A 14,952-nucleotide genomic window follows, 5' to 3' on the forward strand; every position below is an offset into this window, starting at 1 on the left:
CGCCCATCGACCACCCTCGAAGCACTGGCCTGCCCGCGGCACCAAGGTGCCCTCCCCCGCTGCGGTCGCTCCGGGCAGGCACGGGTCGGCGGGAGTGTGGCGATCGACTAACGTTGCGGGTCGGTTGACTCCGCGGATCCGCCCCGACGGCGGATCCGGCGAGGTGATCCGGCAAGGTGCATGGGAGGCGCGGTGGCACACGTCGAGCTTGAGCTGACCGAGGCGTTGGCGCCATCCAGTCGCACACCGGCGGAGCCGGCGGTCGGCGACAGCCTGCAACTCTGGTTGGCGACGGTGTCACACGCGGCGGAGCCCTGCCTGGTCATCGACCGGCAGACCACCATCACCGCCGTCTCCAGTTCGTGCTGTGATCTGCTCGGGCTGGGCACGCCCGCCGAGACGGTCGGGCTCGCGCTGCTCGACGGCAAGCTGCGGCTGGTCGACTTCACCGCGGCCCGGGGCGAACTGACCGAGACCGAGATCGACAAGATTCCCCCGCTGCTCGCGCTGACGTCCGGCCGGCTGGCCCGGGGCCTGCTGCGCGTGCAGTCCGACAGCTCCGCCGAAAACGTCGCCACCGTCGACGCGATCGCCACCCCGTTGTCGGTCGACGGGACGGTCGCCGGCTCGCTCACCTTCTTCTCGCCGGTCTGACCGGTGCCCACCCCGCGGGCGCCGGGCCCGGTGAGTGTGGCGATCAACGCATCGCCACACGGTTGGGAGCGGGCCCGGTGAACCGTAGTGTTCCCACCATGCTGGACCTCGACCTGCTGCCGGACGAATACGCGGTGTGTCGACTGCCGGCCGGCTCCCCGCTGCCCGCCAATCTGGTCGGCGGCCCGGACGGCGGCGTCGTCTCGGTGACCTGGACCGCCGACGAGGTCTCCATCATCTGCCGGTCCGACCTGGTGCCGGTCGAGGCGACCGCCGAAACCCCGTGGCGTTGCTTCCGGGTCGTCGGCCCGCTCGACCTCGCGCTGACCGGCATCCTCGCCTCCCTGGTCACCCCGCTGGCCGACGCCCGGGTCAACATCCTCGCCTTCTCGACGTACGACACCGACTACCTGCTGGTGCCGTCCGTACGGCTCACCGAGGCGCTGGCCACGCTCACCCACACCGGCCACCGGATCACAACCTGATCTTCCCGGCGCGAGCACGCACCGCCTACCATGGGGCTCCACCCTGCCCCCGCCACCACATACAATGACGTTCACCTATGCCAAGGAACCGGTCCGTGCCCCGCGTGCCGCGCCTCGCCGCCGCTTCAGCCTGCGTGCTGGCCGGCGCCGTGCTGCTGGCTGGCTGCGGCACACCGCCGGAGCTGCGGCCCCGGCCGGGCGTACCGGTGCCGTCCGCGAGCGGTTCCAGCGGTCCGAGCGGCCGGCCGGGTGCCGACGCAGGCCGACCGCCGACCGAGTCGACCACCCGCCCCACTCCCGGAATCACCCCCGTGCCCGGCGGCACCCCGTCGCCGAGCTACGGCGGATACGTGGCGGTGAGCTGTGCCGGCAACCCGTCCGGCGCCCAGGTGACCGACCTGCTGCGCCGGTCCCCCGGACTGCTGCGCTCCGACGCCACCGTACGGGTGGTGCGTGAACCCGTGTGCGCCGACACCTGGCAGTACACGGTGGTGGAGGTGAACGTCCCGGGCCGGGGCAGCTCGGCGATGCAGGTCGTCTCCACCGGGCGGGCGGCCAGCCTGATCCTGGTCACGGCCGGCAGCAACGTCTGCAACGCCCGGATCCGGGCGACCGCGCCGGCCGGGATCCGCACCCTGGCCTGCGACGCGTGACTGTCGCCACCGAGGGGTGCGTAGGCTGGGCCCATGCCGGGAACACCACCGACCCGTTTCGTCTACCTGGGCCCGCAGGGCACCTTCGCCGAGCAGGCCCTCCGCACCATCCCGGCCGCCGAGCGCGGTGACCGTACGCCGGCCCGCAGCGTGCCCGAGGCGCTCGACGCCGTACGCGCCGGGGACGCCGACGCGGCGCTCGTGCCGCTGGAGAACTCCATCGGCGGCGCCGTCGGCGTGACGTTCGACGAACTCACCGGCGGCACCCCGTTGATGATCACCCGCGAGGTGGTGCTGCCGGTCGAGTTCGTCCTGGCCGCGCGGACGGGCGTGCACCTCGACGGGGTACGCGCCGTCGCCGCGCACCCGCAGGCGTCGACGCAGTGCCGGGGCTGGCTGCACGACCACCTGCCCGACGCGCAGGTCGTCGACGTGCTGTCGAACGGGGCCGCCGCCGCGGCTGCCGCCGACGGCTCCTACGACGCGGCGATCTGCGCGCCGATCGGAGCCGCCGGGCACCGGCTGGTCGTGCTCGCCGACAAGATCGCCGACCACAGCGACGCGGTGACCCGGTTCGTGCTCGTCTCCCGGCCCGGCCCGCCACCGCCGCCGACCGGCGACGACGTGACCTCACTGGCCGTCTACATCGCCCACGACCGGGTGGGCGCGCTGCTCGCGGTGCTGATGGAACTGGCCGTACGCGGGGTCAACCTGACCCGGATCGAATCCCGGCCGACCGGTGAGGCCCTCGGCCGCTACGCGTTCTTCCTCGACTGCACCGGACACGTCGCCGAGGACCGGTTCGGCGAGGCGTTGCAGGGACTGCGCCGGATCTGCGCCGAGGTTCGCTTCCTCGGGTCGTACCCCCGGCACCGCTTTCCGACGACTACGGACGAGCGGCCGGTCCCGGCGCCGGCCGGTCAGTCCGACACCGACTATGCCGACGCCGCGGCCTGGCTCGCCCGACTGCGGTCGGGCGAGCTGACCTGAACCACGGCGGCGGAAGGGGCGCCCGTCAGCCGAAGATGCCGCTGCCGGACTGCTGGCCGGCACCCCGGACCGGCGCCTCCTCCGACGGCTGCACGATCACGAAGCCCTGACCGGCGAAGCTCATCGTGAACGCCTCACCGGTGGTGCGGCCGATCAGGTTGCCGCCGAGGCCGGTCTGGTCGGCCCGGTGGAAGCCGGTCTGGAGGCTCGCCGACCAGCAGACCGCCGCCTGCGGGTCGACGAACGTGGGCTGGTTGGGGGCGACGTTGAGCACCAGCGGGGTGCCCTTGGTGGTCACCGCGATCCGGCCGTGTCCGGTGAAGACGCAGTTGAACAGCCCGGCGGAGGAGAGCATCCCCATGCCGCTGACCATCTTGATGTCGTACGACAGGGTCGAGTCGAAGGCGAGCACGCTGGAACCGTTGATCGACAAGGCGTCGCCGGGCTCGAGGTCGATCAGGTGGATGTCCGACGCCAGGTCGGCGAGGTAGACCTCGCCACGCCCGGTCAGCTTCATCAGCGGCACACCCTCGCCGGTGAGCTTCTGCTTGAAGAACTTGGCGACGCCACCGGATCCGAGGGCCTTGAACTCGACCTGCCCCTGGTAGGCGACCATCGCGCCGGTGCGGGCCATCACCTCGCCGTTCAGCGACACCTTGAGCATCTTGTGGTTCTGCAGGCTCATGCCGGGCTGGCCCGACGCCTTTTCCAGGTTTTCCGCGGAGAACAGCGCGCTGCGCATGAGGGTTCCTCCTGGTCAGGGATTTCTGCGCCGAGCCTAGGCAGCGCTGGCAAGCACCGGCTCGGCGGGGGCGGCTCAGCCCCAGCCGAGTTCGTGCAGCCGATCGTCGTCGATGCCGAAGTGGTGGGCGATCTCGTGTACGACGGTCACCGCGACCTCTTCGACGACGTCGTCGTCGTTGTCGCAGATCCGCAGGATGGGGTTGCGGTAGATGGTGATCCGGTCCGGCAGTACGCCGCCGTAGTCCCAGCCGCGGGTGGTCAGCGCGTGGCCCTCGTACAGCCCCAGCAGCTCGGGCTCACCCGGCGGCGTGTCGTCCTCGACGAGGATGACGACGTTGTTCATCAGACCGAGCAGTTCCTCGGGCACTTCGTCGAGGGCTTCGGCAACCAGTTCCTCGAAACGCTCGCGGTTCATCTCGACCGGCACGAACCCATTCTGCCCGGCCGGCCACGGCCGTGTGCTCCCGGTGATCAGGTAGCCGCCCCGACCACCGGGAGAGCCGGTCAGGAAAGACGCGCGGACAGGGTGATCTCGGCGCCCGGCGAGAGCAGGCGGGAGATCGGGCAGTTGGCCTTCGCCGCCTCGGCCAGCTTGGCGAACTCGGCCTCGTCGATTCCCGGCACGTCGCCGACCGTCTCCAGGTCGATGCGGGTGACGGTCATCCCGGCCTCGGTCTTGTCGAAGTGGACCTTCGCGGTGGTCTCCACCGAGGTCGGGGTGTGCCCGGCGTCGGCCAGCCCCTTGGAGAAGGCCATCGAGAAGCAGCCGGCGTGCGCGGCGCCGATCAGCTCCTCGGGGTTGGTGCCCTCTCCCTCCTCGAAGCGGGATTTGAAAGAATAGTTCCCTTCGTAGCCGCCCTTACCAGTGCGGATGGTTCCGGAACCTTCGGTGAGATTCCCCTGCCAGCGGGCGGCTGCGGTGCGAATAGGCATGAAGACGACGCTAGCCCAAACGATCCGGTGATGCGACGATGCGGACGAAGCACCGCGCCGACGCGGGAAGGCGAACGCATGTCCCAGGATCCCCCGACGCCGCCCGCCGACGGTCACCCCGCAGTCGCGCAGTGGGGAGACGACGAACCGGCCGGCGGTAGCCGGGCCGGCCGACTGCTCGCCGCCGTCGGGCGGGACCGCCGGCTCGCCCCCGTCGTCGGCGGGTTGAGCCTGCTGGCCGTCTTCGCCTCGTTCGCCGGCGAATGGGTGATCGCCACCCTGGACATCGGCGGGATCGGCAGCGAACCCCTGGTTCTCACCGCCGGACTGGTCCGGATGGACGCGATCGGAGCCGGATACCTGCTGGGTGTCTTCGTGGTTGTCGGCTGCACCGCGCTGGCCCTCTTCGGCGACGCCGCGGTACGCCACAACGCCCGGGTCGTCGGCCTCGCCGCCGGCGGCACCACCATCGCCGTCCTGGTCGCCGCCACGACAGTGGGCGAGCAGGCCGTGGACCGCTCCTACTTCGCGCCGCAGGGCTCCATCGACGTCGACCAGGGTCGCGGGCTGGTGATGGCGTTCGTCGGCACCATCGGGCTGCTGCTCACCCTCTACCTGATCGGGCGGCTGGCACCCGCCGCCGCGCGCTTCGCCCCGGCCGGGCAGGGCCCCGGCACCGGTCCGGCCGCGACCGACCCCACCGATCCGGGCGACCCCGGCCCGGCAGAACCCGGTCCGGGCAACCCCGGCCCGGCCGGAGACTGGCCCTGGCGCCGGCCACGGCGGTCGCCCGAGCCGGCCGATCCCGACGGATCCATGATCGACGTAACGGTCACCCCGGCCGCGCCGTTCATCCGCCCGGACCGGGGCGACCCCCGCTGACCGGTGCCGCCGGCGTCGACCGGCGCGGGCGTACCGGTGGGCGGGCGCCGGCGTCCACCCGCGCCACGGACATATCCCCGTGAGTACGTCGGCGGACACCGGTAGGCTCAGCACCCGTGATTGATCTGCGCCTGCTTCGCGACGACCCCGATGCCGTACGAGCCAGCCAGCGGATTCGCGGTGAGTCCGAGTCGGCGGTCGACGAGCTGCTGCGCGCCGACGAGGAGCGCCGGGCCGCCGTGCAGCGGTTCGAGGCGCTACGCGCCGAGCAGAAGCAGCTCGGCAAGCAGATGCCGAAGGCCAGCGGTGACGAGAAGACCGCGCTGCTGGCGCGTACCAAGGAGCTTTCGGCCGAGGTGAAGGCGGCCGAGGCCGCCGCCGGCCAGGCCGAGCAGGAGCTGCGCCGGGCACACCTGGCCATCCCCAACATCGTGCAGGAGGGCGCGCCGGCGGGCGGCGAGGACGACTTCGTCGTGCTGCGTGAGGTCGGCGAGCGGCCGCAACTGGAGAATCCACGCGACCACCTCGAACTGGGCGAGGCGCTGCGCGCCATCGACGTCGAACGCGGCGCCAAGGTGTCGGGCAGCCGGTTCTACTACCTGACCGGGGTCGGTGCGCTGCTCCAACTCGGCCTGCTCCAGCTCGCGATCGCCCAGTCGGTCGAATACGGCTTCACCCCGGCGATCCCGCCGGTGCTGGTCAAGCCGGAGTCGATGGAGGGGACCGGGTTCCTCGGCGCCCACGCCAGCGAGGTCTACCGGCTGGAGGCCGACGACCTCTTCCTGGTCGGCACCAGCGAGGTGCCGCTGGCCGCCTACCACTCGGGCGAGATCCTGTCGCTCGACGAGCCGGCGCGCTACGCCGGCTGGTCGTCGTGCTTCCGCCGCGAGGCCGGGTCGTACGGCAAGGACGTGCGCGGCATCCTGCGGGTGCACCAGTTCGACAAGGTCGAGATGTTCTCCTACTGCCGGCCGGAGGAGGCCGCCGCCGAACACCTGCGCCTGCTGGCGTGGGAGGAGGAGATGCTGGCCAAGGTCGAGGTGCCCTACCGGGTCATCGACGTCGCAGCGGGCGACCTGGGCAGCAGCGCGGCCCGCAAATACGACTGCGAGGCGTGGGTGCCGTCGCAGGGCCGCTACCGCGAGGTCACCTCGACCTCGAACTGCACCACCTTCCAGGCCCGGCGGCTCAACATCCGCTACCGCGACGAGGACGGTCGCCCGCAGATGGCGGCGACGCTCAACGGCACCCTGGCCACCACCCGCTGGCTCATCCCGATCCTGGAGAACCACCAGCAGCCGGACGGCTCGGTGCGGGTCCCCAAGGCGCTCCAGCCGTACCTGGGCGGAAAGGACGTACTGGAACCTCGGTGACGTGCGCAGTTGATCCGTACTTCGCCAGGAAGTCATGGCTGCGTCGCGGAGCGCGAGGTACGGTTGCTGCCCCGCCGTCGCAGGACGGATCCGCCCCGGAGCCACGCCTGCGAAGGGCCGGTCCAGGCCCGCCCCGGCGGTGAAGGAGGAGCCATGCCGCGACCTGGGCTGCCGAAGCTGATCGCCACCGACCTCGACGGAACGCTCGTCCGCAGCGACGAGACGGTGTCCGCCTACACCCACGAGGTCCTCGACCGGGTACGCGCCGCCGGCATCCCGATCGTCGGGGCGACCGGACGCGGCCCGCGGCTGACCGAACTGACCCGCAACGACATCCGCGCCGCCGACTACCTGGTGATGGCCGGCGGCGGCCGGGTCGTCGACCAGGTCGACCCGACCAACCCGGTCGTGCTCCGCGACGAGCGGCTCAGCGCCGCCGTGCTCACCGAACTGCTGAACGCCCTGGAAGACGCGGTCGGCCCGCTGACCGTGATGGTCGAGGCGCTCGACGGGCACGAAGAGCCGCTGTGGGGCGACTTCGACCCGTCGTGGCCCTACCCGGAGCGGTTCCAGGCCCGCAGCCGGGCGGAGTGCCTGTCCGTCGACGTGATCAAGGCGTTCGCGCGTACCGCCGACCACGACGTCGACGCCCTGCTCGACGCCGCCCGGCGGATCATCCCGGTGACCCATGCCACGGTGACCCAGGCCGGGCTGGGCTTCATCGAGATCCTGCCGCCCGGGGTCGACAAGGCCAGCGGCCTGTCGGTGGTCGCCGGGGCGCTCGGCGTCGACCCGGCCGAGGTGCTGGTCTTCGGCGACATGCCCAACGACCTGCCGATGTTCGAGTGGGCCGGCTGGGGACGGGTCGCGGTCTCCAACGCCCACCCGACCGTACGGCGGGCCGCCGACGAGATCGCGCTGCGCAACGACGACGACGGGGTGGCGGTCTACCTCGATCGACTACTGTCCCGTTGATGGGAACACTGCCCCGACTGATCGCAACCGACCTCGACGGCACGCTACTGCGCGCGGACCGCACGGTCAGCGCCCGTACCGCCGCGACGCTGGAGCGGATGTCGGCGGCAGGCACCCACGTCGTCGCGGTCACCGGCCGCCCGGTCCGCTGGCTGGCCGGAGTCTTCGAGCAGCTCAAGGCGCCGCTGCCAGCCGTCTGCGCGAACGGCGCGGTGGTCTACGACCCCGTCGGCGACGAGATCCTGCGCGCCGACCCGCTCGCCCCCGACCTGCTGGCCGAGGTGGCCCGGCGGCTGCGGGCCGAGATTCCCGACGTGATGTTCGCGGTCGAGATCGAAGACGGCCGGCGGATGCTCCACGAGGCGGCCTGGCCGACGCTCTGGGAGGACGGCGACCCCTCGATCCGCCTCGTCGACCTGCCCGACGACCTGCTGACCGCCCCCGCGGTCAAGCTGCTCGCCCGGGCCACCGCCCACCAGGACCCGGACGCCTTCGTCAGGCTCGTCGCGGGCGCGCTCGCCGGGGTGGCCGAGGCCACCCACTCGTCGCGGTCGGGGCTGGTCGAGATCTCGGCGGCCGGGGTGACGAAGGCGGCCGGGCTGGCGTGGCTGTGCACCCGGTACGGGGTGACCGCCGACGAGGTGGTCGCCTTCGGCGACATGCCCAACGACGTACCGATGCTCACCTGGGCCGGCACGGCGGTCGCGGTGGCCAACGCCCACCCGGCCGTACGCGAGATCGCCGACCGGGTGACGCTGTCACACGAAGAGGACGGCGTGGCTGCGTACCTGGAGAAGTTGCTCGCCGACGCGGACCGTGACTGACCGCCGCCGGCGCGGGCCGGCGGCGGTCGCAACGTGTTACAGGTACTGGCCGGTGCTGTGGCCGTTGTCGGCCCCCGGGGCACCGGGCATCCCCGGCATCATCTGCGCACCGCCCGGGCCGACCGGCAGCGCCGCCCGCCCGCCCTGGCGCATCTGCTCCAGCTGAAGGCGGGCCGCCATCTGCTGGGCCACCAGCGTCGCCTGGATGCCGTGGAAGAGCCCTTCCAACCAGCCGACGAGCTGGGCCTGGGCCACCCGCAACTCACCCTCGCTCGGGGTGGCACCCTGCTCGAACGGCAACGACAGCCGGTCCAGCTCCTCGCGCAACTCAGGGGCCAGGCCGTCCTTGAGTTCGGCGATCGACCGCTGGTGGATCTCGCGCAGCCGGTGCCGGCTGGCCTCGTCCAGCGGCGCGGCGCGGACCTCCTCCAGCAGCTGCTTGATCATGCTGCCGACCCGCATCACCTTGGCCGGCTGCTCGATCAGACGACCCGGGTCCTCCTCGCCGTCGCCGTCGCCGTCGGCCTCGACGGTGCCGACCGGCCGGCCGTCCGATCCGACCACGACAACCGTGGAGGGCCGACCGGCGCCCGGTCGGGCCGCCTCGTCGTTTTCCTCAGGGGTACGGGGCTCCTCGGTCATCTGGTTCCCTCGCTTCGCTCGGTCATGCGACACCTCGCTTCGCTCGACGATCGCACGACTGCTGACTGCGCCGGCTGATTCCCTCGCTCCGCTCGGTCATCACCCCATCTTCGCGCAGCGGCGACGGGGGGCGGGGCGCGGGTCGGACTGGTGCATGATCCTGGTGATCAGGGGCTGGCAGACCCGACGCGCCGCCGACACGCGCGACGTACTCCCTGATCACGGGGACCATGGGGGGATGAGCAGTGATCCACGTTCCGTACTCAGCCGCCCCGCGCCGCCGCCGGACGCGACCGTCCGCTACGGCGGGCACCCGGACCAGATCGCCGACGTACGACTGCCGGGCGGGACGGGTCCGGTCCGGCCGCTCGTCGTGGTCGTGCACGGCGGGTTCTGGCGGGCCGAGTACGACCGTACCCATACCGGTCCCCTCGCCGCCGACCTGGCCGGCCGGGGCTATCCGGTCGCGCAGCTGGAGTACCGGCGTACCGGACAGCCCGACGGCGGCTGGCCCACCACCCTCGACGACGTCGCGGCCGGCATCGACGCCCTGCCCCGGCTGGTCGCCGAACTCGGGGTCGCCGACGGCGGGCCACCGATCCTGCTCGGTCACTCGGCCGGCGGGCACCTGGCCCTGTGGTACGCCGCCCGGACCGCCGCCGAGCTGCGCGGGGTGGTGGCTCTCGCCCCGGTCGCGGACCTGGCCGAGGCGTACCGGCTCGACCTGGACGGCGGCGCGGTGGCCGACCTGCTCGGCGGCGGCCCGGACGAGGTGCCCGACCGGTATGCGCTGGCGGACCCGTCCGCCCAGGCGCTACCCGTACCCGGATCACCGTGCGTGATCATCCATGGTCTGGCGGACGTACAGGTGCCGGTCGGGATCAGCCGCCGGTACGTCGACTCGCTGGCCGGGCGCGGCGCCGAGGTCACGCTCGTCGAGCTGCCCGATGTAGAACATTTCGGGCTCATTGATCCGGCCTCCGCGGCCTGGCCCGAGGTCACAGCCGGGTTGCTGACCCTGCACTGACGATCAACTTGCATTGACGCAGCGTCGTGAGAGGGGTAGAACGCCGGAGGGGCCGTGAGCAGGCCCACGACCAATGGGAGGCAGTCGCGTGTCGCACCTCGATCGCCGGCAGGCACTCAAACTCCTCACAGCGCTCGGCGCGGGTGGGTTTGTCGCCGCTTGCGGCTCCGACGGCGACCCGGAGACGGGCGATCCGGTGAGCGACGTACCGGTCAAAATCGGTCTGGTGGCCCCGCAGACCGGCGGCTACAAGCCGATCGGCGACGAGATCGTCAACGGCTTCCAGCTCTTCCTCGACCTCAACGGGCGGCGGCTCGGCGGCCACCCGGCCGAACTTCTGATCGTCGACGAGGGGGAGACCCCGGAGGCCGGGCGGACCGCGGTCGAAGGGCTGCTCCAGCAGGACGTGCTCGCCCTGACCGGGGTGGCCAACTCGTCGGTGATGCTCGGCATCAGGGACGTCGTCGAGCAGGCCCGGGTGCCCCTGATCGGCTCCGACGCCTCCCCGTCGACCATGCAGGGCGTCGTCTACATCTGGCGCACCTCGTACGTCAACGACGAACCCGGCCGCGCCCTCGGGCCGTACGTGGCCGACCAGGTGTCCAGCGCCGGCCGGGTGGCGATGATCGCGCCGGACTATCCGGCCGGCCGGGACGCGGTCACCGGATTCCGGGAGGGATTCGGGGCGTCCGACCCACGCATCTCGTCCCCGGTCATCTGGACCACGTTCAACACCAGCCCGGGCCGGGACTTCTTCGCGTCCGACATCGCCCAGCTCCGGGCGCTGAACCCGGAGGCGGTTTTCTGCTTCTACGCCGGCGACGCGGCCGTCGAGTTCATCAAGCAGCTTCGGGCCGCGGGCTACCGCAAGGTCGTCTACGCGCCCGGTTTCCTGACCGAGGGCACCGTGCTGGACGAGCTGGGTAGGGACGCGGAGAACATCTTCACCGCGCTGAACTACTCCGCCGACATCAACAACGCCGCCAACCGGCGGTTCGCGTCGAACTACCGCAAGAGCCACGGGTCGTCGCCGACCACCTACGCGATGGCGTCGTACGACGCGGCGCAGGTGCTCGACAAGGCGATCCGGCTGGTCGGCGACGACCTGAACCCGCAGCAGGTCAACCTGGCGCTGGGCCGGGTCGGCCAGATCGACAGCCCGCGCGGCCCGTGGCAGTTCAACCAGCCGCGCACCCCGCAGCAGATGTGGTATCTGCGCGAGGTGCGCCGCGACGGTCAGGTGCTGTCGAACGTGCTGATCACCGAGCTGGCGACGCTGGGCTGAGCCACCGGACGGGGTGGCGCCGGGAGGTCAGGGGCGCAGCTCGGCGACGCAGCACTTGATGCTGCCGCCGCCCTTCTTCAGCTCGGCGAGTTCGACCGGCACCGGCCGGTAGCCGGCGGCGGCCAGCTGCTTGGCCAGACCGGTCGCCTCGGCCGGCAGCACCACGTTGCGCCCGTCGCTGACCAGGTTGAGGCCGAAGGCCAGCGCGTCCGCGTCCGCGGCGACGATCGCGTCCGGGAAGAGCTGGCGCAGCACCGTCTGCGAGGCCGACGAGAACGCCGTCGGGAAGTAGGCGATGTTGCTGTCGTCGATCGAGGCCAGTGCCGTGTCGAGGTGGTAGAAGCGCGGGTCGGTCAGATGCAGCGACACCACCGGGCGGGCGAGCACCTCCTGTGCCTCGGCGTGCGCGGCCGGGTCGGTCCGGTAGCCGTAGCCGGCCAGGACGAGTCCGCCGTACGCCTCGGGCAGGTAGGCGAAGTCGCCCTCGCCCTCGTTGGTCTCGCTCGGCGCGACGTATCGCCAGCCGAGCCGATCGTAGAACTCCCGGTGCAGGGCGGCCTCGGCCGTACGCTGCGGATGCTTGAAGCGGGCGCCGTAGACGGTGCCGTCGACGCTGAATGCCCCGTTGGCGGCGAAAACCATGTCGCGCAGGCCCGGCTCGGGCGGCAGGACGTGCACCTCGTGCCCGAGGGAGAGCAGCGTCTCGCGCAGGCCGGTCCACTGCTTCAGGGCCAGTTCGGTGTCGACCGGCGTGGCCGTGTCCATCCACGGGTTGATGGCGTATTCCACCGCGAAGTGCTCAGGCGGGCAGATGAGGTATGTCCGCTTCCGAGGCATCCGATGCTGGGTCACGGAAACCAAGGGTAGGTAGGCTGTTACGCCGATAACAGCCGCGATTATTGCTTCCAAGGGGCGGAACGTTGCAGATGGACAGCGTCGATCAGCGGATCGTTGCGTCGCTTGTGGCTGACGCGCGAGCCTCGTACGCGGAGATCGGTGCCCGCGTCTCCCTCTCCGCACCGGCGGTGAAACGACGGGTCGACCGGCTCCGATCGGCCGGGGTGATCAAGGGGTTCACCGCGGTCGTCGACCCGGCAGCGGTCGGGTGGACCACCGAGGCGTTCGTCGAGCTCTTCTGCACCGGCCGGACCACCCCCGCCCAACTGTCCGTCGCGACCCGGCGGCACCCCGAGGTGGTCGGCGCGTACACGGTCTCCGGTGAGGCCGACGCGCTCGTGCACCTGCGGGCGGCCGACATCGCCCACCTGGAGCAGGCCCTCGAACGGCTGCGGGCCGAACCGTTCGTCACCTCGACCCGGAGCATGATCGTGCTGTCCCGGCTGGTCGACTCGCCCGCCGTGGTGCCCGGCACATCGGTCTGAAAGTCGCCCCGGCCCGGAGGGAACGGCCGGGCCACGGGTTACGTCGTACCCCGCATGAGACCAGAAGGCCGGGTCCGACGGCGGTCCCGGAGCGCCGCCACCGGCGTGCTCGTCGGCCTCACGCTCCTGGCCGGATGCACGTCGGCGGCACCACGACCGGCGCCCGTCGACCCGGGCGTGCCCGGCGGCGGATTCCGGCTCGTCGCGTTCGACTCGTGCGCCGAGGCGCTGGCCGGGCTGCGGACGGCCGCCCGGGCGTACGTCGGCCCCTGGGGTTTCGGCGGCCCGGTCCGGGCCGACATGACCGGCGGCGGGCGGGAAGCGGTGACCGCCGAGCGGGCCGCTCCCGGTGCCGGGGCGCCGGACCCGCCCGCCTTCTCCGGCACGAACACCCACGAGGCCGGGGTCGACGAGCCCGATCTGGTCAAGACCGACGGCCGGCGCATCGTCACGGTCGGCGGCGGGGTGCTGCACGTCGTCGATCCGGCGACCCGCCGGGTCACCGGCCGGCTCGACCTCGGCACGTCCACCGACGACCCGGCCCGGTGGGCCGACGCCAGCCTGCTGCTGCACGGCGACCGGGCGCTCGTCCTGGTGCCCGAACCGTGGTCCGCCCGCCCGGTCGGCATCGTCCCGGGTCGCCCGGGTCCGGCGACCCCGTTGCCGGAGGGTACGCCGACCGGTCCGCGCCTGGTCCTCGTCGACCTCGCCGGACAGCCGAGGGTGGTCAGCGACTTCCGCGTCGACGGCGGGCTGGTCGACGCGCGCCAGGTCGGTCCGACCGCCCGGGTCGTGGTGCGCTCGGCACCCCGGCTCGACTTCCCGTCGGTCGACCAGGGTTCCGACGACGAACGGCTCGCCGCCAACCAGGCGGTGATCGACCGGGCGCCGATCGAGGACTGGTTGCCCCGCTGGGCGGTCACCGACGATGGCCGGACCAGCACCGGAAGCGTCGACTGTGGACAGGTGACCCGGCCGGCGACGTACTCCGGCACCTCGATGGTGACCCTGTTCAGCTTCGATCTCGCGGCCACCACGCTCGGCGACGGGTCGCCGGTCACCGTCGTCGCCGACGGCGACACCGTCTACTCCAACGGCGCCAACCTCTACATCGCCAGCGACCAGCGCTGGCGGCTCCTGCCGGCACTCCAGGAACGGGAGCGCGACCCGAAGCCCGAGGATCAGCGGACCGAGATCTACCAGTTCGACACCACCGGACCGGACCGGCCGCGCTACGTCACCGCCACCTCGGTGCCCGGCTGGCTGATCAACCAGTACGCCATGTCGGAGTGGAACGGCCATCTGCGGGTCGCCACCACAAGTGGCCGGGACTGGGGGGCGCGGCCGAAGTCCACCTCCTCGGTGTATGTGCTCCGCGCCGACGGCGGCACCCTGCGGGAGACCGGTCGGGTCACCGGGCTCGGCCCCGGCGAGCGCATCTACGCCGTACGTTTCGTGGCCGGCACCGGATACGTGGTGACGTTCCGGGAGACCGACCCGCTCTACACGGTCGACCTGCGCGACCCCGACCGGCCGAAGGTCCTCGGTGAGCTGAAGATCCCCGGCTACTCCGCCTATCTGCACCCGGTCTCGGACAGCCGGCTGCTCGGGATCGGCCAGGATGCCACCGAGGAGGGCCGGCGGCAGGGCACCCAGGTCTCGTTGTTCGACGTCGGCGACCTGGCCCGGCCGACCCGCCTCGCCCAGTACCACGTACGCAACGGCAACTCGGAGGCCGAGTTCGACCCGCACGCGTTCCTCTACTGGCCCGCGGAACGGCTGGTGGTGGTGCCGTTGACGACGTACGACCCGGGCCGGCGGGGCGCACCGGACGCCGGGGCGCTGGCGCTGCGGGTGTCCGACGAGGGATTCACCCCGGTCGGCACGGTCCGGCATTCGGCGTCCACACCGGACACCCACGGGACCGGCATGATCCGGCGTTCGCTGGTGGTCGGTGACGTGCTGTGGACCGTCTCCGACAGTGGCCTGCAGGCCAACAATCTATCCACACTGGACACCCTGGGCTGGGTGCCGACGACCTGATTCCCCCTCCCCCGGACGGTGGGGCCCGGTCTCGGGGTTTCCGGGCCTCACCGTCCGTCA

General features: G+C 72.0%; 17 protein-coding genes. 12 read left to right on the forward strand and 5 right to left on the reverse strand.

Translation table 11 applies throughout. The features are described from left to right. Nucleotides 1-192 precede the first annotated feature (192 nt). The 4 genes from QCD66_RS36275 (at nt 193) to pheA (ending at nt 2,782) form a co-directional block, all read left to right on the forward strand. Nucleotides 193-654: a PAS domain-containing protein gene (locus QCD66_RS36275; protein WP_364213404.1), complete on the forward strand. Its 462-nt coding sequence runs from the start codon at nt 193-195 to the stop codon at nt 652-654. A gap of 98 nt (nt 655-752) precedes the next feature. Continuing rightward, the gene (locus QCD66_RS36280) at nt 753-1,139 is read left to right on the forward strand and encodes an ACT domain-containing protein (protein ID WP_364213613.1); all 387 of its coding nucleotides are present in this window, start codon (nt 753-755) and stop codon (nt 1,137-1,139) included. A gap of 95 nt (nt 1,140-1,234) precedes the next feature. Next, complete coding sequence (locus tag QCD66_RS36285; RefSeq protein ID WP_364213401.1) at nt 1,235-1,792, forward strand: hypothetical protein; 558 nt, start codon at nt 1,235-1,237, stop codon at nt 1,790-1,792. A gap of 33 nt (nt 1,793-1,825) precedes the next feature. Beyond that, nucleotides 1,826-2,782: a prephenate dehydratase gene (pheA, locus tag QCD66_RS36290; RefSeq protein WP_375734286.1), complete on the forward strand. Its 957-nt coding sequence runs from the start codon at nt 1,826-1,828 to the stop codon at nt 2,780-2,782. Between the two features lie 25 nt (nt 2,783-2,807). On the opposite strand, the gene QCD66_RS36295 is transcribed toward pheA, so the two are convergent. The 3 genes from QCD66_RS36295 to QCD66_RS36305 all read right to left on the reverse strand — a co-directional run bounded on the left by QCD66_RS36295 (nt 2,808) and on the right by QCD66_RS36305 (nt 4,459). Next, a complete protein-coding gene (locus QCD66_RS36295) occupies nt 2,808-3,524 on the reverse strand; it encodes an AIM24 family protein (protein ID WP_357535038.1) in 717 nt (238 codons plus the stop codon). 75 nt (nt 3,525-3,599) lie between these two features. Beyond that, complete coding sequence (locus tag QCD66_RS36300) at nt 3,600-3,941, reverse strand: metallopeptidase family protein (RefSeq protein ID WP_364213610.1); 342 nt, start codon at nt 3,939-3,941, stop codon at nt 3,600-3,602. 89 nt (nt 3,942-4,030) lie between these two features. After that, nucleotides 4,031-4,459: an OsmC family protein gene (locus tag QCD66_RS36305; RefSeq protein WP_357535040.1), complete on the reverse strand. Its 429-nt coding sequence runs from the start codon at nt 4,457-4,459 to the stop codon at nt 4,031-4,033. Nucleotides 4,460-4,537: 78 nt separating this feature from the next. On the opposite strand from QCD66_RS36305, the gene QCD66_RS36310 reads away from it, so the two are divergent. From QCD66_RS36310 to QCD66_RS36325, 4 genes are all read left to right on the forward strand, one after another. Further along, complete coding sequence (locus QCD66_RS36310) at nt 4,538-5,341, forward strand: hypothetical protein (protein ID WP_375734287.1); 804 nt, start codon at nt 4,538-4,540, stop codon at nt 5,339-5,341. 116 nt (nt 5,342-5,457) lie between these two features. Further along, complete coding sequence (serS, locus tag QCD66_RS36315; protein WP_375734288.1) at nt 5,458-6,714, forward strand: serine--tRNA ligase; 1,257 nt, start codon at nt 5,458-5,460, stop codon at nt 6,712-6,714. Between the two features lie 153 nt (nt 6,715-6,867). Next, the gene (locus QCD66_RS36320) at nt 6,868-7,689 is read left to right on the forward strand and encodes an HAD family hydrolase (protein WP_364213389.1); all 822 of its coding nucleotides are present in this window, start codon (nt 6,868-6,870) and stop codon (nt 7,687-7,689) included. After that, nucleotides 7,689-8,513 (forward strand): HAD family hydrolase, encoded by an 825-nt coding sequence (locus QCD66_RS36325; protein WP_375734289.1) that lies wholly within the window; start codon nt 7,689-7,691, stop codon nt 8,511-8,513. Before QCD66_RS36320 ends, QCD66_RS36325 begins: the two co-directional genes overlap by 1 nt. 36 nt (nt 8,514-8,549) lie before the next feature. Here the strand turns inward: QCD66_RS36325 and QCD66_RS36330 are convergent, their stop codons facing one another. After that, nucleotides 8,550-9,155 (reverse strand): bacterial proteasome activator family protein, encoded by a 606-nt coding sequence (locus QCD66_RS36330; protein WP_375734290.1) that lies wholly within the window; start codon nt 9,153-9,155, stop codon nt 8,550-8,552. 238 nt (nt 9,156-9,393) lie between these two features. Here QCD66_RS36330 and QCD66_RS36335 point away from each other — a divergent pair, with 238 nt between their 5' ends. Together QCD66_RS36335 and QCD66_RS36340 are read left to right on the forward strand one after the other, a co-directional pair. Next, on the forward strand, nt 9,394-10,182 hold the full coding sequence (locus tag QCD66_RS36335) for an alpha/beta hydrolase family protein (RefSeq protein WP_375734291.1): 789 nt from the start codon (nt 9,394-9,396) through the stop codon (nt 10,180-10,182). A gap of 88 nt (nt 10,183-10,270) precedes the next feature. Continuing rightward, complete coding sequence (locus QCD66_RS36340) at nt 10,271-11,467, forward strand: ABC transporter substrate-binding protein (protein WP_375734292.1); 1,197 nt, start codon at nt 10,271-10,273, stop codon at nt 11,465-11,467. 27 nt (nt 11,468-11,494) lie between these two features. Here the strand turns inward: QCD66_RS36340 and ddaH are convergent, their stop codons facing one another. Then, a complete protein-coding gene (gene ddaH, locus QCD66_RS36345; protein ID WP_375734293.1) occupies nt 11,495-12,328 on the reverse strand; it encodes a dimethylargininase in 834 nt (277 codons plus the stop codon). 59 nt (nt 12,329-12,387) lie between these two features. Between ddaH and QCD66_RS36350 the strand changes: the two genes are divergently transcribed. Then, nucleotides 12,388-12,849, forward strand: a complete 462-nt coding sequence (locus QCD66_RS36350) for an Lrp/AsnC family transcriptional regulator (RefSeq protein WP_364213371.1) — start codon at nt 12,388-12,390, stop codon at nt 12,847-12,849. A gap of 54 nt (nt 12,850-12,903) precedes the next feature. Then, nucleotides 12,904-14,892: a beta-propeller domain-containing protein gene (locus QCD66_RS36355; protein WP_375734294.1), complete on the forward strand. Its 1,989-nt coding sequence runs from the start codon at nt 12,904-12,906 to the stop codon at nt 14,890-14,892. Nucleotides 14,893-14,952 lie beyond the last annotated feature (60 nt).

Source organism: Polymorphospora sp. A560 (assembly GCF_045781765.1).
Lineage (GTDB): Bacteria > Actinomycetota > Actinomycetes > Mycobacteriales > Micromonosporaceae > Polymorphospora > Polymorphospora lycopeni.

Coding starts and splice junctions, on each gene's coding strand:
- QCD66_RS36335 (WP_375734291.1), top strand. CDS start 9,394: ATGAGCAGTGATCCACGTTCCGTACTCAGCCGCCCCGCGCCGCCGCCG.
- QCD66_RS36320 (WP_364213389.1), top strand. CDS start 6,868: ATGCCGCGACCTGGGCTGCCGAAGCTGATCGCCACCGACCTCGACGGA.
- QCD66_RS36310 (WP_375734287.1), top strand. CDS start 4,538: ATGTCCCAGGATCCCCCGACGCCGCCCGCCGACGGTCACCCCGCAGTC.
- QCD66_RS36330 (WP_375734290.1), bottom strand. CDS start 9,155: ATGACCGAGGAGCCCCGTACCCCTGAGGAAAACGACGAGGCGGCCCGA.
- QCD66_RS36305 (WP_357535040.1), bottom strand. CDS start 4,459: ATGCCTATTCGCACCGCAGCCGCCCGCTGGCAGGGGAATCTCACCGAA.
- pheA (WP_375734286.1), top strand. CDS start 1,826: ATGCCGGGAACACCACCGACCCGTTTCGTCTACCTGGGCCCGCAGGGC.
- QCD66_RS36355 (WP_375734294.1), top strand. CDS start 12,904: ATGAGACCAGAAGGCCGGGTCCGACGGCGGTCCCGGAGCGCCGCCACC.
- QCD66_RS36295 (WP_357535038.1), bottom strand. CDS start 3,524: ATGCGCAGCGCGCTGTTCTCCGCGGAAAACCTGGAAAAGGCGTCGGGC.
- QCD66_RS36325 (WP_375734289.1), top strand. CDS start 7,689: ATGGGAACACTGCCCCGACTGATCGCAACCGACCTCGACGGCACGCTA.
- QCD66_RS36300 (WP_364213610.1), bottom strand. CDS start 3,941: ATGAACCGCGAGCGTTTCGAGGAACTGGTTGCCGAAGCCCTCGACGAA.
- QCD66_RS36280 (WP_364213613.1), top strand. CDS start 753: ATGCTGGACCTCGACCTGCTGCCGGACGAATACGCGGTGTGTCGACTG.